Source organism: Allomuricauda sp. XS_ASV26 (assembly GCF_041224615.1).
Taxonomy (GTDB): Bacteria; Bacteroidota; Bacteroidia; order Flavobacteriales; family Flavobacteriaceae; genus Flagellimonas; species Flagellimonas alginolytica.
Genome location: NZ_JBGFGK010000031.1, coordinates 1 through 26,231, shown reverse-complemented (window position 1 = coordinate 26,231; position 26,231 = coordinate 1). Strand labels below are relative to the sequence as shown.

Below are 26,231 nucleotides of genomic sequence, written 5' to 3'. Positions count from 1 at the left end.
ATTTCCAATGAGCAATTGATAACTGATAATTGGACATTGATAATTGATGACTGACAATTGTATTTAAACTGCCACACATATTATAGTTTACGATTCGGGACCTTTTCGGAGGTGGAGCTATTGCAATTGGCGCAACAGAACCACGTAACCCAATTGGTGCTCACGGATATCAATAATACCTCAGCAGGATTGAACTTTGTTCGAAAAGCACCGGAATTCGGCATCAAGCCGATTTTGGGCATTGATTTTAGGAATGGAACCCAACCCTGCTTTATCGGCATTGCCCAGAACAACGAAGGGTATCTGGAATTAAATGATTTTTTGTCTCACCACCTTCATGATGGTTCAGAAATTCCAGACCGTGCCCCCGATTTCAAAAATGCATTCGTAGTATATCCTTTTGAACAAGTGCTGCTCAATGAACTGGAACAATTTAAAAATCATGAGTTCATCGGAATCTCTATCAAAGACCTACGTAGGCTTCCCTTTTCCAAGTTGGCATCACTCACAACCAAGTTAGTGGTACAGCAGCCCGTTACCTTTCGGAACAAACAGGATTTCAACGCTCACAGATTGCTAAGGGCCATCGACAATAATCTACTATTGAGCAAACTTCCAAAGGAAGAAGAGGCCAGCGAAGAAGAAAAAATGTATCCCGTCCAAAATCTGGCCGCTGCTTTTTCAGAATTCCCTTTTATTTTGGAAAACACGGAAAAACTGCTCAACAAGTGCAGCATCCATTTTGACTTTTCCAAGGACAGAAAACCTCAAAACCTGAAAACCTATTTGGGAAGCGTTGAAGAAGACGAACAGCTCTTGGACCAACTCTGTGCCGAAGGACTCCCCTATCGATATGAAGAAGTGAACGATTCCATCAAAAACAGATTGAACAAGGAATTGGAACTCATCAAAAAAATGGGTTTCGTTTCCTACTTTTTAATCAATTGGGACATTGTTTCCGAAGCAAGACAAAAAGGATTCTTTTATGTAGGTCGAGGCAGTGGCGCCAACAGCATTGTGGCCTACCTGCTCCGCATCACCGATGTGGACCCTATGGAGCTAGACCTCTATTTTGAGCGTTTCATTAACCTCTATCGAGCCAATCCTCCCGATTTTGACATTGATTTTTCGTGGAAGGATCGCCCTGCCATGACCGAATATATTTTCAAACGTTTTGAACACGTGGCTCTGCTCGGTACTTATGTCACTTTTAAGGAGCGGGGCGTAATTCGGGAATTAGGCAAAGTGTTCGGACTTCCACCACAGGAAATTGATTTTTTACTGGCGGGAAGATATGATTTCGACCAACTGGACCATGTATCAAAACTCGTACTGAAATATGGCAGCTTGCTCAAGGGCAAACCCAATTATTTGAGCATTCACGCAGGGGGGATTTTGATCAGCGACAAACCTTTGCATTGGTTTTCGGCTACTCATTTACCGCCAAAGGGATTTCCCACTACCCAATACGATATGGTCATTGCCGAGGATGTGGGACTCTACAAATTTGACATCCTTGGTCAGCGGGGACTGGGCAAAATCAAGGAGGCACTGGAAATCGTCGCCTACAACCAACCTGAAAAATATGACAGAATAGATATCCACAACATCAAAGGGTTTAAAAAAGACCCTGTCATCAACAACTTGATCAAGACCGCGCAATGCATGGGCTGTTTTTATGTGGAATCGCCCGCCATGCGGATGTTGTTGAAAAAACTACAGGTCGATAATTATCTGGGATTGGTCGCCGCCAGTTCCATTATCCGTCCCGGTGTGGCCAAAAGCGGTATGATGCGGGAATATATTTTACGCCATCGGAATAAAGGACGAACCGAGGAAAAGGCACATCCCGTGATGTTGGAAATTATGCCGGACACCTACGGGGTAATGGTCTACCAAGAAGATGTGATCAAAGTGGCCCATCATTTTGCCGGTCTGGACCTTGGCGAAGCCGATGTACTCCGAAGGGGTATGAGCGGTAAGTTCCGCTCGCGGGAAGAGTTCCAAAAAGTACAGGACAAGTTTATTTCCAATTGCAGGAAAAAGGGCTACGCGGAATCCCTCATCTCAGAAATCTGGAACCAAGTGGCCAGTTTTGCAGGCTATGCTTTTGCCAAAGGGCACTCTGCCTCCTATGCCGTGGAGAGCTATCAAAGTTTGTTTTTGAGGGCCTATTTTCCTTTGGAATATATGGTGGCCGTGCTCAATAATGGAGGCGGGTTCTACCGTTCGGAATTCTACGTGCACGATGCCCGAATGATGGGTGCGACCATTCATCCGCCCTGCGTGAACAAAAGTATGATCGTCAACCGCATTTACGGCAAGCACATTTACTTGGGAATGATGTACCTCCGCGACCTGGAGAGCAGGGTCATGGAACGCATCCTAAAAGAGCGGATGCTCCACGGAAGTTTTTCCTCTTTGGAAGATTTCTTGGACCGAGTATTTATCCGCATGGAGCAACTTTCCATTTTGATCCGTATTGATGCGTTTCGTTTTACGGGAATCAACAAGCACGAACTGCTCTGGAAAGCCCATTTGATGCTCTCCAAAAACGACCGATTGGAACACCCAAAGCTTTTTCCGCCAAGGCATCAAAAATTTCAAATGCCCCAACTGAACACTACGGCTTTGGAAACCGCCTTTGAGCAATTGGAACTCTTGGGCTTCTGTCTTTGCAGTCCTTTTGAATTGTTGGAGGAGCCTCCCAAAAACACGAACGGACAAAAAGACTTGGAACGGTACCTCAACAAGTACATCGATATTTATGGGTATCTGGTCACGGTAAAAAACACCTCCACCCATCATGGCAAGCGCATGCACTTTGCCACTTTGGTAGACCAGCACGGCGAAGTGTTCGACACGGTGCTCTTCCCACCCGTGGCAGCCAAGTATTATTTCAGGGGAAAGGGCATTTACCGATTTTATGGTAAAGTCGTGGAAGAATTCGGGTTCCTGAGCATTGAGGTCATCAAAATGAAAAAAGAAAACTACGTACAGGACCCTAGATATGCCGATATGAGAATGAGCAAAAAATTATTTGATTCGAAGAAGTGAACGGAATGCCGTAACTTACCAAGACGAATTGAATGTGCACATGAAAATTAGGATCAAAGGGAATTCCATACGATTTAGATTGACCCAAAGTGAGGTAAAACAACTCTCCGAAACAGGTTCCATCGTGGAAACAACCGAATTGGTGGACAATGTTTTTCAGTATCAGGTCAAGCTGATGCCAGAAGCAAATGAACTACTGGCATCCTATACCGATCATATTATGCTATTGATGATTCCAGAAACTGATGGAAAAAATTGGTTCCACAACCATACCGTAGGTTTTGAACACGAAATGGAGCTTCCGAACGGGAAAAAATTACATCTGCTATTGGAAAAAGACTTTACTTGCCTTGAGAATCGGGCAGAAGACCAGTCGGACAATTATCCCAATCCAAAATTGCAATACTGATCACTATGGAGAACAAAACAAAACGGAACATTTCCCTTACCGGAGACATTAAGTTTACTGGGCTTCGCCTTAAGGAACCCATGGAGACCTCAGCTGGACTTCTGGGCGTAAAAGAAGCCCTACGGCACGGTTTTAAGGAAATGGGGATAGTGCGTTCCATGCGCAGTTTGCTGGAAATGAACCAAGAGGACGGTTTTCGCTGCCCTAGCTGTGCCTGGCCCGTTCCCGAAAATCCATCAAAAATTGCGGAATACTGTGAAAATGGGGCAAAAGCTTTGGCCGATGAAGCTACCCGGGAACATATCGGCGCCGACTTTTTTGCGGAACATTCCGTAGAGGAACTTTCCAGACTCAGTGATTTTGAACTCAACAAATTAGGACGCATAGTAGAACCGATGGTCTTAAGGCCAAATAGTGTCCATTACGAGGCCATTTCTTGGCAAGATGCCTTTGAATTGATTTCGGAGCAACTCCATCGACTCAAGGATCCAAACGAGGCGATTTTTTATACCTCCGGTAGATCTAGCAATGAAGCTGCCTACCTCTATGGCATGTTTGCCAGAGCTTTTGGCACCAACAACATGCCCGATTGCTCCAATATGTGCCACGAATCATCGGGCGTGGCACTTTCTGAGACCTTGGGCATTGGCAAAGGCTCGGTAAAACTGGATGACCTTTATGGTGCAGAGGTGATTTTAGTTGTAGGGCAAAATCCCGGGACCAATCACCCGAGAATGCTATCCGCTTTGGAAAAATGCAAAAAGAATGGTGGCAAGGTCATCAGCATCAACCCCTTGGCCGAAACAGGATTGGTCAACTTTAAAAATCCCCAAAGTGTTTCCGACATGTTGGGCAACGGACAGCCCATTGCCGACATTCACTTACCTGTCAAAATTAATGAGGATGTTGCCCTGGCCAAATTGATCCTAAAAAAACTGGTAGCGCTGGACGCCAAAAACCACAATGTACTTGACCATGAATTTATTGTGGAATACGTGGATGGATATGATGAACTGATAAAAGATTTGGATTGCTATGATGTTGAGAGCCTTCAACAAAGGACCGGGGTATATATGCACAAAATTGACAAGGTGGTGGAGCTGTTGGCCGAAAACTCCAAAATCGTCATCTGTTGGGCCATGGGAATCACCCAGCATAAAAATGCAGTGGACTGCATCAAGGAATACGTGAATATTTTGCTGCTCAAAGGAGCCGTGGGCAAACCCTTTGCAGGTACTTGTCCGGTTCGAGGGCACAGCAATGTCCAAGGCGACCGCTCCGTAGGCATCATGCACTACGTAAACAAGAGGCTGAACAAAAAAATTCAAGAACACCTCAACTTTGATCCTCCCACCGAAAAAGGGTATGATACCGTGGAGGCCATCGAGGCAATGCACGAAAAAAAGGCAAAGGTCTTTATTTGTTTGGGCGGTAATTTTGTGATGGCGGCTTCGGATACCAAATACACCGCAGAGGCTATTCAAAATTGTGAGTTGACCGTACAAATTAGCACCAAACTTAACCGAAGCCATTTGATAACCGGCAAAACTGCATTGGTATTGCCCACATTTGGTCGTTCTGAAAAAGATGAGAAAAACGGTGAGCTCCAATTTTTGACCATGGAAAGCAGCACGGGCAAAGTAAGGCAGAGCAAAGGGCTACTGAAACCTGCTTCTGAGCATATCAAAAGTGAGCCAGAGATTATTGCGCTCTTGGCACACACCTATTTTAGAGGCAATCACTCCATGAACTGGTATGAATTAGGTCAGGATTACAATCTCATCCGAAAATTGATCGATAAAACCGTGAAAGGGTTCCAGAACACCAGTGAGCAATCTAAAGGGTTTGGATACTACTTGCCCAACAATGTCCGTAACCGAGATTTTAGGATGCTCCCGAATGGCATGGCGCAATTATCGATTACCCCCTTGCCAGACCACGAGTTGCAAGCAAATGAATTATTATTGATGACCATTCGTTCACACGACCAATTCAACACTACGATTTATGGGTTGAACGACCGATACCGTGGCATCCACAACGAACGCCGAGTGGTTTTTATGAATGAAGAGGATATGACCGAAAAGGGGTTGACACAATTGGATGTGGTCAATCTGCACAGCCATTATGATGGTATCCAACGTACCGCAGAGAAATTCTTGATAGTGACCTATAACATTCCCAAAGGGAACATGGCCGCCTATTTTCCTGAGACCAATATGTTGGTGCCCCACAACCATTTTGCCGACAAAAGTCAGACCCCCATCAGCAAATCGATAAGGGTTACGGTAGAAAAAATTTTGTGATTTACTCCTCTATTTGAACGCTTGGATTCCCGTAATATCTGCACCAGTGATCAATAGATGAATGTCATGTGTACCTTCATAAGTAATCACACTTTCCAAATTCATCATGTGGCGCATAATACTGTATTCCCCGGTTATACCCATGCCGCCCAGCATTTGTCTTGCTTCCCGGGCTATTTTAATGGCCATTTCCACATTGTTCCGCTTGGCCATCGAAATTTGTGCGGTGGTCGCCTTGCCTTCATTCTTTAATTGTCCCAAACGAAAAGCCAACAACTGGGCCTTTGTGATTTCTGTAATCATTTCGGCCAATTTCTTTTGTTGCAGCTGGAATGCGGCAATGGGTTTTCCAAATTGCAACCGCTCTTTGGCATAGCGCAAGGCCGTATCGTAACAATCCATAGCTGCCCCGATGGCTCCCCATGCAATTCCATATCGGGCCGAGTCCAAACAACCTAGGGGTGCTCCCAAACCATTTTTGCCCGATAAGAGATTTTCTTTGGGCACTTTTACATTATCAAAAATAAGCTCTCCGGTGGCAGATGCCCTCAGTGACCATTTATTATGTGTTTCCGGAGTGGAAAACCCTTCCATTCCGCGTTCCACAATAAGTCCGTGAATCCTGCCTTCTTCATTTTTGGCCCAAACTACGGCCACATCGGCGAATGGTGAGTTGGAAATCCACAGTTTTGCCCCGTTCAGTACATAATGGTCGCCAGCGTCCTTAAACTTGGTTTCCATTCCCCCAGGATTGGAACCATGGTTGGGTTCGGTAAGACCAAAACAGCCCATCCACTCGCCTGTTGCCAATTTGGGCAAATATTTTTTTCGTTGTTCCTCAGTACCGTAGGCGAATATGGGAAACATAACCAATGAGGATTGCACGGAAGCTGTGGAACGAACGCCACTATCACCACGTTCGATTTCCTGCATAATCAATCCGTAGCTGATCTGATCTAATCCGGCTCCTCCATATTCTTCTGGGATATATGGCCCAAATGCTCCTATTTCGGCCAATCCACCAATGATCTGTTCTGGAAATTCCGCTTTTTGGGCATATTCTTCAATAATTGGCGATATGTCTCGCTTTACCCATTGGCGAGCGGCATCGCGAACCAATTTATGTTCTTCAGAAAGTAAATCGTCGAGATTGTAGTAATCTGGGGCTTCAAATAAATCAGGCTTCATTCGGATTAAATTTTAAGTAAATATAACATTTCATTCGCTTATTGTTACATTTTTAAATAAAATGCTTTGGTCAATGCGATGTATTCTTCTGTGTATTGATGTCTTCCATTTTCTATGACCAAAGTATATATTTTTGGTTCATTATTATTGTGTGAGAATTCCATCAAACTTCTTTTATTATCAACATTCGGATTTCCTTTAACTCTTGTGATTCGGTTCGGGTACAAACCAACATTCTTGGCCATTTCCATAAAAGCGGCTTCTTCCTTAAAAGGAATTATTACTGCAAAAACCCCCTTGTTGGATAGCATTTTTGAGGCTCCAGCAACCAATTCATCAAACGGCAATGAGCTATTTTGCCTCGCTTGGTCACGCGAGACATTACCACTATCCATTTTCTCGGAATAAAAAGGGGGATTAGAGACAATAAGATCATATTGGTCGTCCATCTCATCTACAAATTCATCAAATCCGGCATGGTAACAAAACAATCTGTCCGCCCAAGGTGAAGCTTCAAAATTAACGACACATTCCTCATAGGCAGCATCATCCAACTCAATGGCATCTATGACTTCAGCCATGGATCGCTGTGCCAATTGCAATGCTATTAGGCCAGTCCCGGCACCTATATCCAAAATAGCATTGGGTTCATGATCAAGGCTTGCCCAAGCACCTAGTAAAACTCCATCCGTCCCCACTTTCATAGCAGATTGATCTTGATGGATTGTAAATTCTTTGAATTTGAAAGGCTTCATTGGTCCAAATATAGGTTAAAGTACTGTACCCTATTTACAACCGTCAATTCAAAAGCACCATTTATTAGTTCATAAAGGGCATTCGTAAATTGTTGATGCTCCATAACACTAGGATATGCTTATTTCGTCTCCAATTTTTTGGGGAAAGACCCCATTGTTAAAATCATTACCAAATTATTTAAACTTTTGATTATGAAGAAAATTTTTTATGCTTTGCTACTTATATTAGCTGTTGGGCAAGTAGCCCAAGCACAAGAACAAGGCAAATTCCGTGTAGGGCTTGACCTAGGTTATACCATACCCGATGGTGGGGGCGGCGTTCTCATCGCAGTGGAGCCAAAATACAATATTGCCGACAACATGAATATTGGAATACGCTTTGAATCTGCCGCCATGGCAAAAAATGTAGGCGAAACTGAAGCTGATTTAACTGCAAGTGGAACCTATTCTGGTACATTTGACTACTATTTTAATTCTGGAAGCTCTTCTTTTGCTCCATTTCTAGGTGGTGGTGTTGGATACAGTACTCTTGGCAACATAAGTTCAAGTGTCGACACAGAACTAGTTGAAGGTTCTGTAGAACTTGAGGTTGACGGAAAATTTGGTGGTCTTATCAGAGCTGGTTTTGAAGCTGGCAAATTTAGATTAGCTGCAACTTATAATCTTATTGGCAAGACTGACTTAGGTGAGGGTGCGGAAATTAAAAACTCATACTTAGGCATATCCCTTGGTTTCTACCTAGGTGGTGGCAAGTGGAAAAAATAAAATTTCGTCTAGTTTTTTTATTGCGAAGAAGGAGGCTGTTTCGGTCTCCTTTTTTTATGACAACCTATCCTAAATACAAACCCACTAGACCTTCGGGCGTTTTTACATGAATAGTTTTGTTTTCACGGTCTATTTTAGTGATAATATCATCGCTTACCGGAATCAATAATTCCTTGTCCCCTTTTTTTACTTCGAACAAATCTTGGGAAGCGCTATCGTTCACGGATTCCACAATACCAATATCTCCGTGCAACTCGTCCATAACCGTAAACCCGATAACCTCGTGATAATAAAATTTATTGCCCGTAAGTGGTGGCAACATGGTAAGTGGCAAGTATAGTTCCGACCCAATAAGTTTATCTGCCGTAGGTTCATCCTTCACCTCTTCAAAATCGATACGGAGCAAATTGGATTTATGCAATCGGCATCTATCAATAAAAAATGGAACCAGATTGTTTCCCAATGAAACAAGTACTGATTCCATGTTTTCGTAAATATCAGGCTCATCGGTGTCCAGTTTGACCAACACCTCACCTTTAAAACTATATTTTGAAACGACTTTGCCCAGATAGAAGCAATCTTCCTTGCGCATCGTCTTACGTTTCTATTCTTCTTTGGCAGCTTCTTCCGAGGTGGCTTCTTCAGCTGGAGCTTCAGCAACAGTTTCTTCTGTTGCAGCTTCGGCGGTTTCCTCCGCAGCCTCTTCCACTACTTCCTCTTCCTCTGGCATTGCAGCGGCAACTCTCTTCTCGTTCACTTCTTTTTCGGCTTCCAATGCTTTTGCTCTAGCTTCTGCTTCGGCTTTGCTCAAACCATCTTTCTTGGCCTGGATCTTTTGTTCTTTCTCTTCCAACCAAGCTTTGAATTTCTCCTCTGCTTGCTCTTCGGTCATTGCTCCTTTACGAACACCCACTGCTAGGTGGTGCTTCATCATCACACCTTTATAAGAAAGAATAGCTCTAGCTGTGTCCGTTGGCTGCGCACCGTTCTGCAACCATTTTACAGAACCATCGATATCAAGATCAATGGTGGCTGGATTGGTATTTGGGTTGTAGGTGCCCAATTTTTCCAAAAATTTACCATCTCTCTTCGCTCTTACATCGGCAGCGACTACCCAATAAAATGGTTTACCTTTTTTACCGTGTCTCTGAAGTCTAATTTTAACTGGCATATCACATTAATTTGTAGGGTGCCCGACCCTGATTATTAATTCTTTTTAATCGCTTATCGGTTAAGCGGGTGCAAATATACACTTATTTGTTTATAGCGCAGCGTTTAAAACAAAAAAGTTAATCCTTTTAACAACTGGGCCCTAACCCGTTAAATATATTATAAACCATTGTAAACATTTGCCATTCTGCACTTAAACCTTATCTTAAATGTGGATGTCATCGAAAATCGATGGCCATAAACAGACAAAATGAAAAAAGATTATGAAGTACACCGTAGAAATGTCGAACAAATTAAACGAACTTTTGGAAAGAACCTATGATGCTGAAAAAGGATTCAAAAAAGCAGCTGAAAAAGTAGACCATACGACGATCAAACAATTTTTTATGGATCGCGCCAAACAGCGATATAATTTTGGCCAAGAGCTAAAGGCCGAAATCGAGGCCTTTGGACAAAATCCCGACAAAGGGGGAAGCACCAAAGGTACCTTGCACCGATCTTGGATCGATTTTAAATTACTCTTTGCCTCGAACAATGAAGAGGCAATGCTGGAAGAAGTGCACAGGGGCGAAAAAGAAGCAATCGAGACGTACAACGATATTCTGCACGATAAAGAGTTTGTATTACCACCTTCCACGGAAAGCCTATTAATGAAACACCGAAATGCCATAAGGGAAACCTTGGAGACAGCGAACTTATTCGAAACAACAGTATCATAATTCCAAAAGTCACTTGATACAAGCAGAAAAAGCTGGGATTTTTTCCTGGCTTTTTTTAGTTGATAACTCCTCACAACTCTTTTTCACCAAATCTATCTTCTTCCGTAATTTTATCCATCCTTTTTTGACCGAGACAGATAGCCTATGTATTTGATTTTTGATACGGAAACCACTGGTTTGCCCAAACGCTGGGATGCCCCGATTACCGATACCGACAACTGGCCAAGGTGTGTTCAGATTGCATGGCAATTGCACGACGAGCTAGGTAATTTGATAGAACATCAAGACTTTTTGATAAAACCGGAAGGATTCAACATCCCTTACGAATCGGAACAGATTCACGGTATCTCCACTGCCTTGGCAGAAGAAAAAGGAGTTCCTCTTAGCGAGGTTTTGGAAGCTTTCAACAATGCATTGGAGCAAACCAAATTTGTGGTAGGTCAAAATGTAGGGTTCGACGTCAATATTATGGGATGTGAATTCCATCGCGAGGGCGTCGAAAGCCCTCTCACCGAACTGCCCGTACTGGACACTTGTACAGAACACACTGCCGAACTTTGTAAAATTCCCGGAGGACGTGGTGGAAAGTTTAAATTGCCCACGCTTACCGAACTGCACGAATTTTTGTTCGGTGAACCTTTTGCCGAAGCACATAATGCAACAGCGGATGTGGAAGCCACCACACGTTGCTTCTTGGAATTGGTCCGAAAAAAACAATATTCCTATCAAGAACTGGATGTTCAGCCCGATTATTTTGAACGATTTTCCCAGTCCAATCCTCAGGAAATAGAGCTCATAGGGTTAAAGCACCTCAATCTCAAGGCCGAATCAAAAAAAATTGCGGATGCCCTCTGGGAAAAGGACACTAGCGGGGTTTCGGACGAGGAGATACAAGAGAATGTGGAGACTTTGGAAGATGAACCCTTTGTACATCTCCACAACCATTCCCAGTTTTCAGTGCTTCAATCCACCATCAACATCAAAGATTTGGTCAAGGCCACAGCAAAAAACGGTATGCCCGCCGTTGCTTTGACAGACCATGCCAACATGATGGGAGCCTTTCACTTTGTGAAAGAAATAATGGGACATAATAAGGCGGCAAAGGCAAAAAACGAAGAACTCATCGCCAAGGGCGAACAACCCACCGAAAAAGAGATTACCCCAATAGTAGGCTGTGAATTTTTTGTATGCGACGATCATACCAATAAAAATGTGAAGGATTACGGACATCAGATAGTACTCCTGGCCAAAAACAAAAAAGGTTACCACAATCTGGCAAAAATGTCTTCTATCGCCTATACCGACGGCTTTTATTATGTACCTAGAATCGACAAAAAAATAATCGAGCAATACAAGGAAGATATTATCGCCCTTACCGGTAACCTATATGGGGAAGTACCCAACAAAATATTGAACGTAGGCGAAAAACAGGCCGAAGAAGCCCTGTTATGGTGGAAAGACCTGTTTGGAGATGATTTTTATATCGAAATCATGCGCCACGGACAGGAAGACGAAGACCGTGTCAATCAAGTTTTGGTGCGTATGGCCAAAGACCACAACGTAAAACTGGTGGCCACCAACAATACCTACTATTGCGATAAAAAGGATGCCGAGGCACACGATATTTTACTCTGTGTAAAGGACGGTGAAAAACAATCCACACCTATTGGCAGGGGTCGGGGTTATCGATATGGACTTCCCAACCAAGAGTACTATTTTAAGTCTTCGGACGAAATGAAGGAACTCTTTAAGGATTTGCCCGAAGCTATTTTGAACATCAAGGAAATTGTGGACAAAATAGAGCCCTACGATCTTGCCAGCGATATCCTGCTTCCAAAATTTGATATTCCAGAAGATTTTAAGGACCCAGAAGACGAGGTTGACGGCGGTAATCGAGGAGAAAATGCCTACTTAAGACATATTACCTACAAAGGGGCCGAAAAGCGATATGGCGAAATTACCGAAGAAATCAGGGAACGGATAGACTTTGAGTTGGAAATTATTAAAAACTCAGGGTACCCCGGATACTTTTTGATAGTGGAAGACTTTATCCGTGAAGCAAGGAACATGGATGTTTCCGTAGGACCAGGTCGTGGTTCCGCCGCTGGTTCGGTGGTGGCCTATTGCCTTACCATTACCAACATAGACCCCATGAAGTACGACCTGCTTTTTGAGCGGTTCCTAAATCCGGACAGGGTGTCCATGCCCGATATCGATATTGATTTTGATGATGAAGGACGTGGTCGGGTAATGGACTATGTGATCAATAAGTATGGAGCCAATCAGGTTGCACAGATCATCACGTACGGAACCATGGCTGCAAAATCATCCATTCGAGATACTGCAAGGGTATTGGACCTCCCATTGAGTGAAGCTGACCGAATTGCCAAGTTGATTCCCAACATGTCCAAACTCAACAAAATATTTGGAGTGGACGAAGCCGACTTAAAAAAGAAATTCCGTTCGGATGAGCTGGAAAAGGTCCATGAACTACTCAATATTGCCGAAACCGACGATTTAGAGGGACAGACCGTAAAAATGGCTCGAGTGTTAGAGGGTTCTCTTCGAAATACGGGCATTCATGCTTGTGGGGTGATCATTACACCGGACGATATTACCAACTTTGTTCCCGTATCCGTTGCCAAGGATTCCGATCTCTACGTAACCCAGTTCGACAACTCCGTAGTGGAAAGTGCAGGTCTGCTAAAAATGGATTTCTTGGGACTAAAAACCTTGACCCTGATCAAGGACACCGTCAAAATTGTAAAAGCAAGAACAGGGATAGATCTGGTACCCGATGATTTTCCATTGGATGATGAAAAAACATACGAGCTTTTCCAACGAGGAGATACGGTAGGGATATTCCAATACGAATCCCCTGGGATGCAAAAACACATGAAAAACCTAAAACCTACGGTTTTTGATGATTTGATTGCCATGAACGCCCTCTACCGACCGGGACCCATGGAATACATCCCAAGCTTTATCGCCCGTAAACATGGAGACGAGGAAATCACCTATGACCTTCCCGACATGGAAGAATACCTTAAGGAGACCTACGGAATTACCGTATACCAAGAGCAGGTAATGCTGCTCTCACAAAAGCTGGCCGGTTTCTCCAAAGGTGATGCGGATGTACTCCGAAAGGCCATGGGTAAAAAGATTTTTGCCCTGCTGGAAAAACTAAAACCCCAGTTTTTGGACGGTGGCGAAAAAAATGGACATCCACGGGACGTTTTGGAAAAGATCTGGAAGGATTGGGAAGCCTTTGCCTCCTATGCCTTCAACAAAAGTCACTCCACTTGCTATGCCTACATAGCCTACCAAACGGCCTATTTAAAAGCCCACTACCCTGCCGAATATATGGCGGCCGTGCTGTCCAACAACATGAACGATATTAAGCAGGTCACCTTTTTTATGGAGGAGTGTAAACGAATGGGACTGGAAGTATTGGGCCCTGACGTTAACGAATCCTACTATAAATTTGCGGTCAACAAGGACAATGCCGTCCGCTTTGGCATGGGTGCCATAAAAGGAGTAGGGCGCTCCGCCGTAGAGACCATAGTGGAAAACCGGAAAGAAGGAGGGGCGTACAGATCAATTTTTGATATGGCCAAAAGGGTAGATCTAAGGGCTGCCAACAAAAAAGCGTTCGAAAACTTGGCGTTGGCAGGAGGCTTCGACTCTTTCGGAAACACTCACCGAGCCCAATATTTCCATGATGAGGGCGATGGCATCACGTTCTTGGAAAAAGCTGTCAAGTACGGTTCCAAGTTTCAGGAAAACCAGAATTCATCCCAGGTAAGCCTTTTTGGCGAAGCAAGCGATGTGCAGATTCCAGAGCCTATTGTTCCTCCTTGCGAAGAATGGGGAACCATGGAAAAACTGCGACGCGAGAAAGAAGTGGTCGGCATTTATATTTCCGGCCACCCGTTGGATGATTTTAAAAAAGAGATCAAAGCGTTCTGCAAGAACACGGTGAGCGATTTCTCCCGTTTGGACGAATATGTAAATCGAGAACTTACCGTCGCAGGAGTAATTACCGATGTCCAGCATAGGGTATCCAAAAATGGCAAAGGCTGGGGACTTTTTACATTGGAAGATTATAATGAATCCTACGAACTACGGATTTTTGGAGAAGAATACTTAAAGTTCCGGCATTTTTTAATGATCAATTCATTTGTACATGTTAGGGCCTTTGTTCGCGAAGGATGGGTGAACCGCGATACGGGCAAAAAAGGAGAGCCAAGGCTCCAGTTCAACGATTTTAAACAGCTTCAGGATGTAATGGATGCCTTTGCGAAAAAGTTGACCATCAAACTCAACATAGACCGCCTGCAAGAACAGCGCATAAAAACCTTGAAGGACACTTTAACCATGCACAAAGGCGACCATCCTATTAGTTTTGTGATTTACGAGATGCAAGAAGAAATCAAACTAAAACTATCGAGTCGAAAACAAAAGGTAAAGATCAACAGCGAATTACTTGCCGAACTGGAGGCGAACGAAATTCATTATAAATTGAACTAGGTATAATTAATGCCAATAGTGCAATAATTAAAACGAATGTACCAGATGTAAGTTACGTGGGCATTATTTGACTAACTTTGCATAATATTAAAATTAATAAGATGGCACTAGAAATAACAGATGCAACTTTTGACGAAGTAGTTTTGAAAAGTGACAAGCCTGTCCTAGTAGATTTTTGGGCAGCATGGTGCGGGCCTTGTAGAATGGTAGGTCCGATCATTGAAGAAGTTGGACAAGAATACGATGGCAAAGCTGTTGTGGGTAAGGTTGATGTTGATGCCAACCAACAATTTGCGGCCAAATACGGTGTTCGTAATATCCCTACCGTTTTGGTATTTAAAGATGGTGAGGTTATCAACCGTCAAGTAGGGGTATCTCCTAAAAAAGTATACACGGATGCAATTGATGCAGCTTTGTAAAAAAACGTAGAAATACGGATTTTAAAAAAGGTTTGGCAAATGCCAAGCCTTTTTTATTTTATCTTGTCTTCAGAAATCAGTTATGGACCTACGATCGGAACTTAGCAAAGCAAAACTTTTCCAAAACCTTGAACTTTTGGCCAACCAGATTGTCGAGGGTTTTATCAGTGGCATTCATAAAAGTCCGTTCCATGGATTTTCTGCAGAGTTCGCGGAACACAAAATTTACAACCCAGGGCAAAGCACCAAACATATTGATTGGAAACTTTTCGCTCGCACGGACCGACTCTACACCAAACGATTTGAGGACGAGACCAACCTGCGCTGCCATATGATCTTGGACAATTCCGCCTCCATGTATTACCCCGAAGTGAAGGAATATTCCTTGGGAAACCTCAACAAAATTGGTTTTGGGGTGCTTTCCATTGCCGCTTTGATGCAAGTTTTGAAAAAACAACGGGATGCTGTGGGACTCAGTATTTATTCTGATACCTATGATTTCCATTCTTCGGAAAAGAACAGTGAACGTCATTTTCAGATGCTGTACTCCAAATTGAACGAAGTTGCTTCACATAAAAATGATACAAAGGAGACCAAAACCTACACGTTTTTGCATCAAATTGCCGAAAAAATCCATCGGAGAAGCTTGATTTTTCTGTTTACCGATATGTTCCAGACGGAAACCGAAGAGGAAAAACTGTTTGAAGCCCTGCGTCATCTTAAATACAACAAACATTCCGTGGTTCTTTTTCATCTGTTGGATAAAGAGCATGAGCTCAATTTTGATTTTGACAATGCACCCAAACGTTTTGTGGATGTAGAAACTGGCGAACAGATAGATTTGTATGCAGATTCCATTAAAAAGGCATATTCAGAAAAAGTGTTGCAATACCAGAAGGACCTGAAACTGAAATGCGCACAGTACCAAATCAAATATGTGGGGGTGGATGTTCGCTCGGACTTCTCCCAAGTCCTGAATTCCTTTATGATAGAGCGGCAGAAATTTGCTTGATCATTTTTTTAAAAAAATGTTTTGTCATATCCGAAATGAGAATGTATATTTGCACTCGCTTTAAAAAAGCAAATGAACAAGATTTGAATCCGACTGTTGTCGGAGTCTTGAAAAGATAAAATCATTGGTCTGGTAGTTCAGTTGGTTAGAATACCTGCCTGTCACGCAGGGGGTCGCGGGTTCGAGTCCCGTCCAGACCGCAAAAAGCTCCGATTTCTCGGAGCTTTTTTTGTTTTTATACTTTACCTTTCTTCACTAAGGCAACACTTCTTCTATCTTCAACTCCAACGTTTTCTTACCCCCAAACACTTCCCTATAAACGTTATAAAAATCATAAACCCCAGTATTATTGGGATTTAAGCTCTTGTTTGCTTACCTTTGTGCCGATGAAAGTTAAGCTCCACGAGAGAAAAAACTGCAGGATTCTAAGTTTTAACTATCTGGTATTCCGAAACCAGCCAGATAAGTTTATTCCCCCTACCCTATAATTACCCTCCCTGGTTCTGGGAGTTGCACCTCCAAAAAACGGACAGTTTGGCACCCTGCCAAGCAGCTCCGATCAATCCCTTTTTTGTCAATAAAAAACTTAATCCGATATCGTTCAAAATACTAGCATGGTAATCAAGACCTACGATGCATATACCAGGCTTTCCACCATGGAAGCCGACAGGTTTGCCAATTTTCTTTTCCATAATCAAGAAGGAAAAAAAGCGTCAAAAAATGCCATAAGAAAAGCAATACAATATTCTACCAAGGATATTCCCGGACTCGGAGGATATGTATTTGCCATGGAAGAAAAAGATAGGATACTGGCCTTGGCCGTAGTGAACAAAACAGGCATGGGCGATTACATACCCGAAAATTTTCTAGTGTTTTTTGTAGTGCACAGGGAACACAGAAATATAGGAGTTGAACAAAGACTATTGGACTACACCCTACAGTATTGTAAAGGAGACGTAGCCATACATATAACCAGTGACAACCAATATCCAAACAAAAAATTTTTTGAAGAAAAAGGGTTCAGCGAAACCCATTTAGAAATGAGATTGAACAGATAAATCCATATATGTTAAAAATTGAAGTTAAGCCAGGTGAAAGTATCGAAAGGGCTCTAAAACGTTACAAAAGAAAATATCGAAACACAAAGCGTTTGGACCAGATACGAAGCCATCAAGAATACACTAAAAAATCAGTAGAGCGTCGCAAAACCCTAAAAAAGGCGCAATACAAGGAACAATTCCTGAACGAGCAGGAAGACCAATAACAATAAAATCATAGTATCAAGAACAACAAGATGAAACTTTCAAAAATCAAAAGGGAAACCAAGTATGAAAAACGATATAGCGTTAAAATGGGCGAACTCACCACCCAGGTAACCTATATTAAAAAATACATTATGGGGCTTCCTGTGCGCACTTTGCACAAGTACCGCGAAACTTACGACGGAAAAATTAAAGACTGCAAAGAGTGCAATGTATTGGCATAACAATTTTACAATCTATTATATAACCCTTTAAAACAAAAAATGAAAGTATTGGTTATTGGTGCAGGTAACATGGGACTTACCTACGCTACAGGTATGTCCAAATCCAAACTGTTGAAAAAACGCAACATTATGGTACTGGACAAATCAAAAGAAAAATTGGAAGAAGTGGACAAAATCGGCTACTTCGACGCGATTGATAAGATAGAAGATTGCGTACCACAGGCAGATGTTATCTTTTTGGCCGTAAAACCCTATCATGCCGAAGAATTATTCGGCCGTATGAAAAAATTGGTCAACCCCGAGCAATTGTTCATTTCCATTATGGCGGGCGTTACCATTAACTACATCCAAGAATCCTTGGGCATAAAAAAAGTAGTAAGGGCCATGCCCAACTTACCTGCCCAGGTAGGAAAAGGTCTAACCAGCTACGTATCCGCCGAAGAAGTATCCCGATTAGAGCTTTTTATGGTAGAAGGTTTACTGGACACCACAGGAAAATCGCTTCGGGTAAAAAACGAAAAATTCATCGATGCCTCCACCGGAATATCGGGAAGTGGGCCTGCTTATGTATTCTATTTTATGCAAAGCATGATGGAGGCCGCACTCCAAATGGGATTCTCCGAAAATGTATCCAAAGTACTGGTAAGCCAAACATTTACCGGTGCCGTTGAGTTGTTCAACCAAAACAACCTTAACCCGAACACTTGGATGGAAATGGTAGCCTCCAAAGGAGGAACTACCAGGGCCGCTCTTGATTCCATGGAAGACAACAATGTAAACGAATTAATCAAAGAAGCCGCCTTTGCAGCATTTGGAAGAGCTGTGGAACTAGGCGAAGAATACTAAATCATGTATAAACAATTAGTGGTCATCAAAGTAGGAACAAATGTGATGACCAACAAGGACAATAGAATAGTAAGGCCCGTGCTCAATAGTTTGGTGCAACAAATTGCTGAACTTTACGAACGGGACATCATGACCATTTTGGTCTCCTCTGGATCGGTGATTGCCGGAAAAGAGGTTTTGGGAAAAGCCAAGATAAAAGACAAAACCCAACGCAGACAAGTATATTCTGCCATTGGACAGCCCAGAATGATGAGACATTATTACAACATATTCAGCGATTATGGAATGAAATGTGCCCAGGTACTCCCGACCAAACGGGATTTTAACCCAGGCGTGCACCGCGATAATATGATCAACTGTCTCGAAGGATTGCTTTCCGAAGGAGTAATTCCGATCGCGAACGAGGATGATGCCGTCTCCGTATCCATGTCCATGTTCTCGGACAATGATGAGCTTGCAACCCTACTCGCACAATTAATGAAGGCCGATAAGCTCATTTTGATGACAGATATCGATGGCCTTTACGATGGGCACCCCGAAAAAGCGGAATCCAAAGTAATAGATAAGGTTGAGCCAAAAGAGGACTTGGGCAAGTACATCGAAGAAGGAAACAAGCAGGAGGGCGAAGGCCGCGGCGGAATGGGTTCCAAATTAAATTATGCCCAAAAGGCTGCCGCAGACAATATCCCATCCTACATAGTAAACGGAAAACGGGAAAACGTAATCTTGGATATTGTAGAAGGAAAGAACGTAGGAACAGAAGTTTCAAAATAACAACAATGAAATTATTAGATACAACACTAAAAAATAAAGTACTAAAAGACATGGAGCGAATCCTTGATGAAAATCGGGAAGCACTGCTCCAAGCAAATCAAAAAGATCTGGATGCGTTCAACCGCGACGATCAAGCTTTGTACGATCGTTTGGTTGTGGACCAAAAGAAAGTGGACCAGATGATCCAAGCCGTAAAGGAAGTACGTTTGCAAGAGGACCCGGTCAACCAAGAAATCTCTACAAGAGCATTGGACAACGGACTTAAAATAATTAACAGAACGGCTCCTTTTGGCACTATCATGATCATTTATGAGTCGCGTCCCGATGTTACTATCGAAGCTGCCGTACTGGCTTTTAAGGCCAACAACAAAATATTGCTCAAAGGCGGAAAAGAAGCCTACCATAGCAATAAGGCCTTAGTAAAGTTTTGGCACCGGGCACTGACCCAGAACGGACTATCCGAGGATTACATCCAATTTTTGGAAATGGACAGGTCACAAACACAGGAGTTTCTCCGAAATCCGGACCAAGACTTGGATCTAATTGTTCCCCGTGGCGGCGAACGTTTGATCGCCTTTGTTAAAGAGCACGCCAAATGCGCAGTTCTGATAAGTGGTAGAGGGAACAATTTCCTTTATGTGCACAAAGATGCCGATTGGGACAAAAGCCTTAAGGTAATTCTAAACGCCAAGACCCATAAAATATCGGCATGCAATGCTCTCGATAAAATTTTGGTGGATACCCGGATAGATGGGTACAAGGAAAAACTTGAAGAGTTGAGAAAAGTTCTGGAGGCCAACAACGTATCCATAATTGTGGACAAAACGGTAAAGCAAATACTGACAGAGGCCGACACTATTACCGATGAATCGATTTGGCAAGAAGAATTCTTGGCCATGAAATGCATTATCGGCGCAGTCGATACCATTGATGATGCCATACACATGATAAACAAAAACTCGGGAGGGCACTCAGCCTCCATCATGACAGAGAACAATAGCGCTGCACAAATATTTATGGAGAACGTGGATTGTGCCGCCGTGTACCAAAATGCTTCTACCCGATTTACCGATGGCGGACAAATGGGTGTTGGTGCAGAACTTGCGATCAGCACCGATAAATTGCACCATCGTGGACCTCTGGGCCTAAAACAATTGGTGACCAACAAATACTATGTATTTGGGGATGGACAAATAAGGGTGTAACACTTACATTGAGAACACTAATAAAGGAGGCTATTTTAGCCTCCTTTATTATGGAATCCACTAAAATATATTCCCAAAATATCCCTAAAAGCAACAACGGCTTATTTTATTATCAATTTTCACCTCTTTTATTGGTCATTTTTTAAGAAAATATCTAGATTTATTACTTAAAACATATCAAGTATGGGAAAATTTGAGATCAAAACGGATAAAGCCGGTAAATTCAGGTTTAATTTAAAAGCTGGGAACGGCCAAGTAATTTTAAGCAGTCAAGGGTATTCATCCAAAGATGCTTGCGAAAATGGAATCGAGTCTGTAAAAAAACATTCACAGGACGATAAATATTTTGAAAGAAACAAAGCAAAGGATGGCAGTCCATTTTTTAACCTAAAAGCATCCAACGGACAGGTTATTGGCAATAGTGAAATGTATTCCAGCGACTCGGCCATGGAAAACGGAATTGCCTCTGTTAAAAAAAATGCCCCAGATGCATCTGTAGAGGAAGTTTAGTCTCCCGATACCGCTTTACAATATGAAGAACAGTCCAAATTAGGGCTGTTTTTTTTATGTGGGTATTTTTAATATCAAATCAAAAGGGGCATTCATTGGTTCAAATAGGGCATTCATAAATCGGCCCCCTTTTATCCCATTTTTTGCCTTTATGTTTGTTCTGCAATAAAGCGTTAATCACAATTGAATAGCAAGATCAATTTTTAACGTATGCACATATAGCAATTCACTTTTGACGACTGTTGGTCATAAAAGTGTTTAGTTTAGTTGAGGTTTCCGTTACGCCAAGGAATTGAAAGATTCCTTGGTTGTAATGGTTTTTTTATGTATTCCCATTATAGATCTAAGTAAGAATATTCCTTACAAACAAACATGCTATAAACTCAATCAAAGCATTCGTCAATTCAAAAGGCTCATTCGTTTATTAGCCTATATCCCGCTTCATTATTTGTAGTCTATTTGTGCTTTTCAAAGAAAAAACTATACCCATACAAATTTGAAAATCATGAAGACAAAAGAAATCATTTCATTAAAACTAATCGCCTCCCTATTATTCCTAATAACAGGCCAGGCAATAAGTGCCCAATCCTATCTTGGATTCTTAGAAGACAATTACAACGGTGTGCACGGAGTTATTTCCAATCCAGCGAACATTGCCGATTCCAGATTAAAACTGGACATTAACCTTATCGGAATAAGTGGTTTTCTTGGAAACAACTACCTAAGTACCAGTTTGGGAGACATGTTCAGAGATCCCGGTAAAGCATTCGATGAAGCGGAAACAACCCCTAAAAGCGAAAACTTTATAGCGGCAAATTTAGATATACTAGGCCCTTCTGTAATGATCAGTCTCTCAGAAAAACATTCTGTATCGCTATATACCCGCGGTCGTATTTTTACAAATATTGATGATATTGATGGTTCTACCATTGACAAAGAAGGGGGATTTAACGAAAATGAAGACTTCTCGATAGATGAAGGCGACCTATCTGGCGAGCTTAACCTTTGGACAGAGATAGGGGCCTCGTATGCAAGGGTGTTGATGGACCATAACGAACATTTCCTAAAAGGTGGTGTTACCTTAAAGTACCTTTCTGGTATACACCATACTTACCTTAACGGTTCAGAAATTACTATTGATTATAATTCAACCGACCAAACCGTTGCAACAAATGGGATATTGACTTATGGTTATGATGTTGGTGGAGAAGAAGGATTTGAAAACACATTTAGCAATTTTGGACAATCCACTGGCTTAGGAGCAGATCTAGGTTTTGTATATGAATGGAGACCAAATCATGAAAAGCAAAAGCTGGTCGACCTCGATGGCAAAAAAGTTTCGAACAGGGGCATAAACAAATACAAACTCAAATTTGGACTGTCCATAACCGACATCGGAAGTATTAACAACAAAGGTGGGGAACAGCAGACCTACGACCTTAACAATAATCAAAGCATAGACAATTTTGATGGCGATGATCTGGAAGATGCTCTTAAAAATAATTTTAGCACTGTTAATGGCCCCCAGGAATCATCCAAAACCGGATTGCCCACAGCATTTCATGGAAACGTAGACTGGAATATTCATTCGAAGTTCTATCTAAACTTAAATTCAGATTTTTCATTAAGAAAAAAGAACAGTTTAAACACTCATCATATTCAAAATCAAGTATCGCTATCCCCACGATTGGAGACAGCTTGGTTAAGCATATACTCCCCCATCAGCTTAATGCAAGATATAGGCTTTCGTTGGGGAGCTGGACTTAGAGCGGGTCCTTTTTACGTAGGTTCAGGTTCAATTTTAACATCACTGTTCGATCAGGGCAAATCCTTGGATATTTATGCCGGACTCAAAGTCCCGGTCTATCACAGCAAGCTTAGGGATAAGGACGGGGATGGACTTAAAAACAGTATTGACAATTGCCCGGAAACACCCGGTCCGATTGAAAATCAAGGATGTCCATGGCCGGACACCGACCAAGATGGACTTCTGGATAAGGACGATAACTGCCCGAATGAAGCTGGGCCTACCGAAAACACTGGTTGTCCATGGCCAGACACGGACGGGGACGGGGTTTTGGACAAAGATGACAAATGCCCGAAAACAGCTGGAAACCTTGAACACGATGGCTGTCCTGATTCCGATGGTGATGGGATAATTGATATTGAAGACCGTTGCCCTCAAAATCCAGGAAAAAAAGAACATAATGGATGCCCCGACATAGATGGGGACACCTTGGTCGATATCGACGACCAATGTCCGGAGCTAGCTGGTCCCGTGTACAATAATGGATGTCCAGAAGTAACACAAGAAGTTCAGAAGCAATTGAACAATTACGCAAAAACCATTCTTTTCGATACGGGAAAAGCAACAATAAAATCGGAATCCGTAGCCGTAATGGTAGACATTATCCAAATCTTGAATGAATATCCAAATGCCAAATTCACGGTAGAAGGACATACAGATAGTGTTGGGAGTAGCTCTAGTAACCAGAGACTATCCGAGGCCAGAGCAAATTCGGTCCTAGACTTTTTGATCAATGAAGGTATCTCGGCAGATAGATTGCGTGCCGTTGGCTTTGGTGAAGAAAAACCAATTACCACCAATGCAACCAAACTGGGTAGAAAGCAAAATAGAAGAGTTGAAATCAATCTAATCAAATAATCATCTTAAAATTATTGTTCTAATTAGAACTAGGTTAAGTGTATCTCTTTTAGTTCTTGAACACATTAAGATGGTTCAGCCGCCAAGGCATGCTTGGCGGCTCTTTTATTATATCAAAAACCATATCAATACAAAACAATAGTTATAAGTAAATACCTACAAATATAACTTTCTGATAATCAAAGTTTTTCTGTTCGTTGATCCAATTGGGTCATTCATCAATTGTAAAGGGGCATAGGTTAATTGGTGGGTACTATGTATCTAAATACTAGCTTATTTTATACTTACCAAATCTGTTTCCTATCAATTTCAAAGATGGGAATCAATCAAAAAATTTAACCTTATGTCTAGACTTTTACTCCACATTTCAGTATACAAAACCAGTCACTTGAAAAAAGACATATCTGCCCACATGGGCAAATTGGCAAAAAAAAAGATTTTACGCTTAGTTATTCTATTTACACTTTTGGGCGGGAACTGGGTAAAAGCACAACATGTAGATACTTGGTACACTGCCGATAGAGCTATAAATCAGGCACCACTGCCTAGTAATGGAAGTTTAGAACTTTTTACTCCCATACCCACTATAGATGGTGTTTCTGTATTTGAATGGCACGATTTTGTTGATTTTAACCCTTTGACACAAATTGCCATACAACATCCCAACCCATTAAATTACAATCAACCGTATCCAAATGGTTTCTCCATAGGATTTGGAACACCGTCTTTTCTAACACCTGCTGGCTCAATTCCAGATTTGCCAACACTCCAAATGAACAGTGTTAATTTTAATCCAGAGATTCTATTTGATGGAAGTGGAAGTGGACAGGCCTTACATGCACGTTCTGTATGCCGGGAAGAAATGACCATATTCATTATGTTCCGGGCACCGGGAGCTGGAACCACGGCAGAAACTCAGAGGTTGTTATATGGCGGAGATATTGAGACCCACCACAGTTCAACAACCAATTTATCCCTTGGAGTATCCAACGGAAATCGCTTTTCCATAGGACGAACAAGAACCCTAGGTAGTGACTTCGAAAGCGGAAACATCGATTTGTTGGGCCAACCTGCCATAGGAGTATTCACAAGACAAATCAACGGACTTGCAGCCCAAACCGAAAGATTGACGACCAAAGTCAATGGAATACCTGACATTGATTTCATAAGAAACGATGTCATGGCACAATTTGATACTTATCCTTTCATAAGGTTAGGAAAACATTTCAATAGTAATGACCCCAATAGAAACTTAACTGGGGGAATTTCGGAAATATTGGTTGCAGATGGTTTATTGGATGCAAACTCAATACAAAGAGTGGAAAGTTATTTGGCAATCAAATACGGCATTACTCTTAATGGTTCAGCAAGTCTTGGTAGTATATCAGGAAATAGCTCTTATCATTATTTAGCCGCTGATGGAACAATCATCTGGGCAATAGACCCAACATATAGATTCGATATAGCCGGCATTGGAAAAGATAGATATGAAGATTTCGATGCAGGGCTTCCAGGAACAACCGGAGATTTAAAACTACGTTACAACCTACACCAACGTATCTCTAAAAGTGAAAATTCAGAAGCTATTCTGACCATGTCCACAAGCCCAAATTTTATAACAGATAATCTAGACCAAACAAGGACCCCGATAAACACCGGAGGAAGTTTTTCAACAGATCACAACTACTTAATTTGGGGAAGTGACAGACAGTCCATAGCCGAAGTTAATGTTGAGCTTCCACCTTTATTACCACAAATCACATCAAGAATAGAAAGAGAGTGGAGAGTTCAAATGAACAACTCAACTGGTCTTACCCCAATAAATGGTGTTAGTGTCCGCATCAATTTGTCAGGATCAACCATTATAGACAATGGCGATTGCGCACTTCATCTCATGATAGATACAGATAATGATGGCGACTTTACAACAGGTCCTATTACGCTAATACAAGCAACTAGTGTAGATGCATTTGGCAATGTTTATTTTGATGGAGTAGATTTTGTCCATCAAAATGTATTTACAGTTGGTTTTGGGGATATTGAAAATCCAACAGCTTCCAATCCAGATTCCTTAACAGTATGTGATACAGCACCCGCTCCAGACCCATTAGTTGTTGATGACGAAGATGATAACTGTGCAGTGGACTCTGTAACACATATTAGCGATGTCTCAGATGGATTAAGCAATCCTGAAACCATTACCCGTACCTATAGAGTAACCGACACTTCTGGAAACTTTACTGATGTTCAACAAACTATCAATGTTTATACCTCTCCAAATGCAGGAAGCGACGACAACCTCGCCATTTGTGAAGGGGACTCCGTCACCGCAGCACAGCTCTTCGCAGCACTGGGGGGAACCCCAGATGCAGGGGGAACATGGTCCCCCGCCCCCGCAGGTGCAGGGACATATAC

Annotated in this window: 20 protein-coding genes, 1 tRNA gene and 1 pseudogene; 18 read left to right on the top strand and 4 right to left on the bottom strand. The window is 42.2% G+C overall.

Annotated elements, in window-relative coordinates:
• The first annotated feature begins 57 nt into the window (after positions 1–57).
• Genes AB9K32_RS07590 through AB9K32_RS07580 form a run of 3 tightly spaced genes read left to right on the top strand, consistent with a single transcriptional unit; the run spans position 58 to position 5,772 of the window.
• Positions 58–3,057, top strand: a complete 3,000-nt coding sequence (locus AB9K32_RS07590) for a DNA polymerase III subunit alpha (RefSeq protein WP_369884827.1) — start codon at positions 58–60, stop codon at positions 3,055–3,057.
• On the top strand, positions 3,041–3,466 hold the full coding sequence (locus AB9K32_RS07585; protein WP_224835595.1) for a hypothetical protein: 426 nt from the start codon (positions 3,041–3,043) through the stop codon (positions 3,464–3,466). The genes AB9K32_RS07590 and AB9K32_RS07585 overlap by 17 nt, the downstream gene beginning before the upstream one ends.
• A gap of 5 nt (positions 3,467–3,471) precedes the next feature.
• Positions 3,472–5,772: an FdhF/YdeP family oxidoreductase gene (locus AB9K32_RS07580; protein ID WP_369884826.1), complete on the top strand. Its 2,301-nt coding sequence runs from the start codon at positions 3,472–3,474 to the stop codon at positions 5,770–5,772.
• Positions 5,773–5,781: 9 nt separating this feature from the next.
• On the opposite strand, the gene AB9K32_RS07575 is transcribed toward AB9K32_RS07580, so the two are convergent.
• Positions 5,782–6,960 carry an acyl-CoA dehydrogenase family protein gene (locus tag AB9K32_RS07575; RefSeq protein WP_369884825.1) on the bottom strand — a complete coding sequence of 393 codons (1,179 nt, stop codon included), beginning with the start codon at positions 6,958–6,960 and terminating at the stop codon, positions 5,782–5,784.
• 44 nt (positions 6,961–7,004) lie between these two features.
• Positions 7,005–7,664, bottom strand: a complete 660-nt coding sequence (locus AB9K32_RS07570; protein WP_369884824.1) for a tRNA1(Val) (adenine(37)-N6)-methyltransferase — start codon at positions 7,662–7,664, stop codon at positions 7,005–7,007.
• A gap of 243 nt (positions 7,665–7,907) precedes the next feature.
• Here AB9K32_RS07570 and AB9K32_RS07565 point away from each other — a divergent pair, with 243 nt between their 5' ends.
• A complete protein-coding gene (locus AB9K32_RS07565; RefSeq protein WP_338198046.1) occupies positions 7,908–8,480 on the top strand; it encodes an outer membrane beta-barrel protein in 573 nt (190 codons plus the stop codon).
• 64 nt (positions 8,481–8,544) lie between these two features.
• Here the strand turns inward: AB9K32_RS07565 and rimM are convergent, their stop codons facing one another.
• Together rimM and AB9K32_RS07555 are read right to left on the bottom strand one after the other, a co-directional pair.
• Positions 8,545–9,072 (bottom strand): ribosome maturation factor RimM, encoded by a 528-nt coding sequence (gene rimM / locus AB9K32_RS07560; RefSeq protein WP_369884823.1) that lies wholly within the window; start codon positions 9,070–9,072, stop codon positions 8,545–8,547.
• 12 nt (positions 9,073–9,084) lie between these two features.
• On the bottom strand, positions 9,085–9,651 hold the full coding sequence (locus AB9K32_RS07555) for a 30S ribosomal protein S16 (protein WP_369884822.1): 567 nt from the start codon (positions 9,649–9,651) through the stop codon (positions 9,085–9,087).
• Between the two features lie 262 nt (positions 9,652–9,913).
• Here AB9K32_RS07555 and AB9K32_RS07550 point away from each other — a divergent pair, with 262 nt between their 5' ends.
• From AB9K32_RS07550 to AB9K32_RS07485, 14 genes and pseudogenes are all read left to right on the top strand, one after another.
• Entirely contained in the window at positions 9,914–10,369 is a 456-nt protein-coding gene (locus tag AB9K32_RS07550) for a PA2169 family four-helix-bundle protein (protein ID WP_369884821.1), read from the top strand.
• A 144-nt stretch (positions 10,370–10,513) separates the two neighbouring features.
• Complete coding sequence (gene dnaE, locus AB9K32_RS07545) at positions 10,514–14,899, top strand: DNA polymerase III subunit alpha (protein ID WP_369884820.1); 4,386 nt, start codon at positions 10,514–10,516, stop codon at positions 14,897–14,899.
• Positions 14,900–15,000: 101 nt separating this feature from the next.
• The gene (gene trxA / locus AB9K32_RS07540) at positions 15,001–15,318 is read left to right on the top strand and encodes a thioredoxin (RefSeq protein WP_100817082.1); all 318 of its coding nucleotides are present in this window, start codon (positions 15,001–15,003) and stop codon (positions 15,316–15,318) included.
• Positions 15,319–15,400: 82 nt separating this feature from the next.
• Complete coding sequence (locus AB9K32_RS07535; RefSeq protein WP_338198041.1) at positions 15,401–16,330, top strand: DUF58 domain-containing protein; 930 nt, start codon at positions 15,401–15,403, stop codon at positions 16,328–16,330.
• Positions 16,331–16,456: 126 nt separating this feature from the next.
• A tRNA-Asp gene (locus AB9K32_RS07530) sits at positions 16,457–16,530 on the top strand.
• Between the two features lie 414 nt (positions 16,531–16,944).
• Complete coding sequence (locus AB9K32_RS07525) at positions 16,945–17,388, top strand: GNAT family N-acetyltransferase (protein ID WP_252078827.1); 444 nt, start codon at positions 16,945–16,947, stop codon at positions 17,386–17,388.
• A gap of 8 nt (positions 17,389–17,396) precedes the next feature.
• The gene (gene rpsU, locus AB9K32_RS07520) at positions 17,397–17,594 is read left to right on the top strand and encodes a 30S ribosomal protein S21 (RefSeq protein WP_224835634.1); all 198 of its coding nucleotides are present in this window, start codon (positions 17,397–17,399) and stop codon (positions 17,592–17,594) included.
• A gap of 30 nt (positions 17,595–17,624) precedes the next feature.
• Complete coding sequence (locus AB9K32_RS07515) at positions 17,625–17,816, top strand: hypothetical protein (RefSeq protein ID WP_224835635.1); 192 nt, start codon at positions 17,625–17,627, stop codon at positions 17,814–17,816.
• Between the two features lie 39 nt (positions 17,817–17,855).
• Positions 17,856–18,662, top strand: coding sequence for a pyrroline-5-carboxylate reductase (gene proC / locus AB9K32_RS07510; protein ID WP_224835636.1), 807 nt, complete (start codon positions 17,856–17,858; stop codon positions 18,660–18,662).
• A 3-nt stretch (positions 18,663–18,665) separates the two neighbouring features.
• On the top strand, positions 18,666–19,436 hold the full coding sequence (proB, locus tag AB9K32_RS07505) for a glutamate 5-kinase (protein ID WP_224835637.1): 771 nt from the start codon (positions 18,666–18,668) through the stop codon (positions 19,434–19,436).
• 5 nt (positions 19,437–19,441) lie between these two features.
• The gene (locus tag AB9K32_RS07500; RefSeq protein ID WP_369884819.1) at positions 19,442–20,641 is read left to right on the top strand and encodes a glutamate-5-semialdehyde dehydrogenase; all 1,200 of its coding nucleotides are present in this window, start codon (positions 19,442–19,444) and stop codon (positions 20,639–20,641) included.
• Positions 20,642–20,824: 183 nt separating this feature from the next.
• Entirely contained in the window at positions 20,825–21,151 is a 327-nt protein-coding gene (locus AB9K32_RS07495; RefSeq protein WP_224835639.1) for a YegP family protein, read from the top strand.
• A gap of 505 nt (positions 21,152–21,656) precedes the next feature.
• On the top strand, positions 21,657–23,816 hold the full coding sequence (locus AB9K32_RS07490) for a DUF5723 family protein (RefSeq protein ID WP_369884818.1): 2,160 nt from the start codon (positions 21,657–21,659) through the stop codon (positions 23,814–23,816).
• 388 nt (positions 23,817–24,204) lie between these two features.
• Positions 24,205–26,231: pseudogene (locus AB9K32_RS07485) on the top strand (hypothetical protein); the annotation flags it as partial.

What these genes read in the sequence shown, in the direction of transcription:
- AB9K32_RS07580 (WP_369884826.1), top strand. Translation starts at nt 3,472, where the DNA reads ATGGAGAACAAAACAAAACGGAACATTTCCCTTACCGGAGACATTAAG.
- AB9K32_RS07575 (WP_369884825.1), bottom strand. Translation starts at nt 6,960, where the DNA reads ATGAAGCCTGATTTATTTGAAGCCCCAGATTACTACAATCTCGACGAT.
- AB9K32_RS07570 (WP_369884824.1), bottom strand. Translation starts at nt 7,664, where the DNA reads ATGAAAGTGGGGACGGATGGAGTTTTACTAGGTGCTTGGGCAAGCCTT.
- AB9K32_RS07565 (WP_338198046.1), top strand. Translation starts at nt 7,908, where the DNA reads ATGAAGAAAATTTTTTATGCTTTGCTACTTATATTAGCTGTTGGGCAA.
- rimM (WP_369884823.1), bottom strand. Translation starts at nt 9,072, where the DNA reads ATGCGCAAGGAAGATTGCTTCTATCTGGGCAAAGTCGTTTCAAAATAT.
- AB9K32_RS07555 (WP_369884822.1), bottom strand. Translation starts at nt 9,651, where the DNA reads ATGCCAGTTAAAATTAGACTTCAGAGACACGGTAAAAAAGGTAAACCA.
- AB9K32_RS07550 (WP_369884821.1), top strand. Translation starts at nt 9,914, where the DNA reads ATGAAGTACACCGTAGAAATGTCGAACAAATTAAACGAACTTTTGGAA.
- dnaE (WP_369884820.1), top strand. Translation starts at nt 10,514, where the DNA reads ATGTATTTGATTTTTGATACGGAAACCACTGGTTTGCCCAAACGCTGG.
- trxA (WP_100817082.1), top strand. Translation starts at nt 15,001, where the DNA reads ATGGCACTAGAAATAACAGATGCAACTTTTGACGAAGTAGTTTTGAAA.
- AB9K32_RS07535 (WP_338198041.1), top strand. Translation starts at nt 15,401, where the DNA reads ATGGACCTACGATCGGAACTTAGCAAAGCAAAACTTTTCCAAAACCTT.
- AB9K32_RS07525 (WP_252078827.1), top strand. Translation starts at nt 16,945, where the DNA reads ATGGTAATCAAGACCTACGATGCATATACCAGGCTTTCCACCATGGAA.
- rpsU (WP_224835634.1), top strand. Translation starts at nt 17,397, where the DNA reads ATGTTAAAAATTGAAGTTAAGCCAGGTGAAAGTATCGAAAGGGCTCTA.
- AB9K32_RS07515 (WP_224835635.1), top strand. Translation starts at nt 17,625, where the DNA reads ATGAAACTTTCAAAAATCAAAAGGGAAACCAAGTATGAAAAACGATAT.
- proC (WP_224835636.1), top strand. Translation starts at nt 17,856, where the DNA reads ATGAAAGTATTGGTTATTGGTGCAGGTAACATGGGACTTACCTACGCT.
- proB (WP_224835637.1), top strand. Translation starts at nt 18,666, where the DNA reads ATGTATAAACAATTAGTGGTCATCAAAGTAGGAACAAATGTGATGACC.
- AB9K32_RS07500 (WP_369884819.1), top strand. Translation starts at nt 19,442, where the DNA reads ATGAAATTATTAGATACAACACTAAAAAATAAAGTACTAAAAGACATG.
- AB9K32_RS07495 (WP_224835639.1), top strand. Translation starts at nt 20,825, where the DNA reads ATGGGAAAATTTGAGATCAAAACGGATAAAGCCGGTAAATTCAGGTTT.
- AB9K32_RS07490 (WP_369884818.1), top strand. Translation starts at nt 21,657, where the DNA reads ATGAAGACAAAAGAAATCATTTCATTAAAACTAATCGCCTCCCTATTA.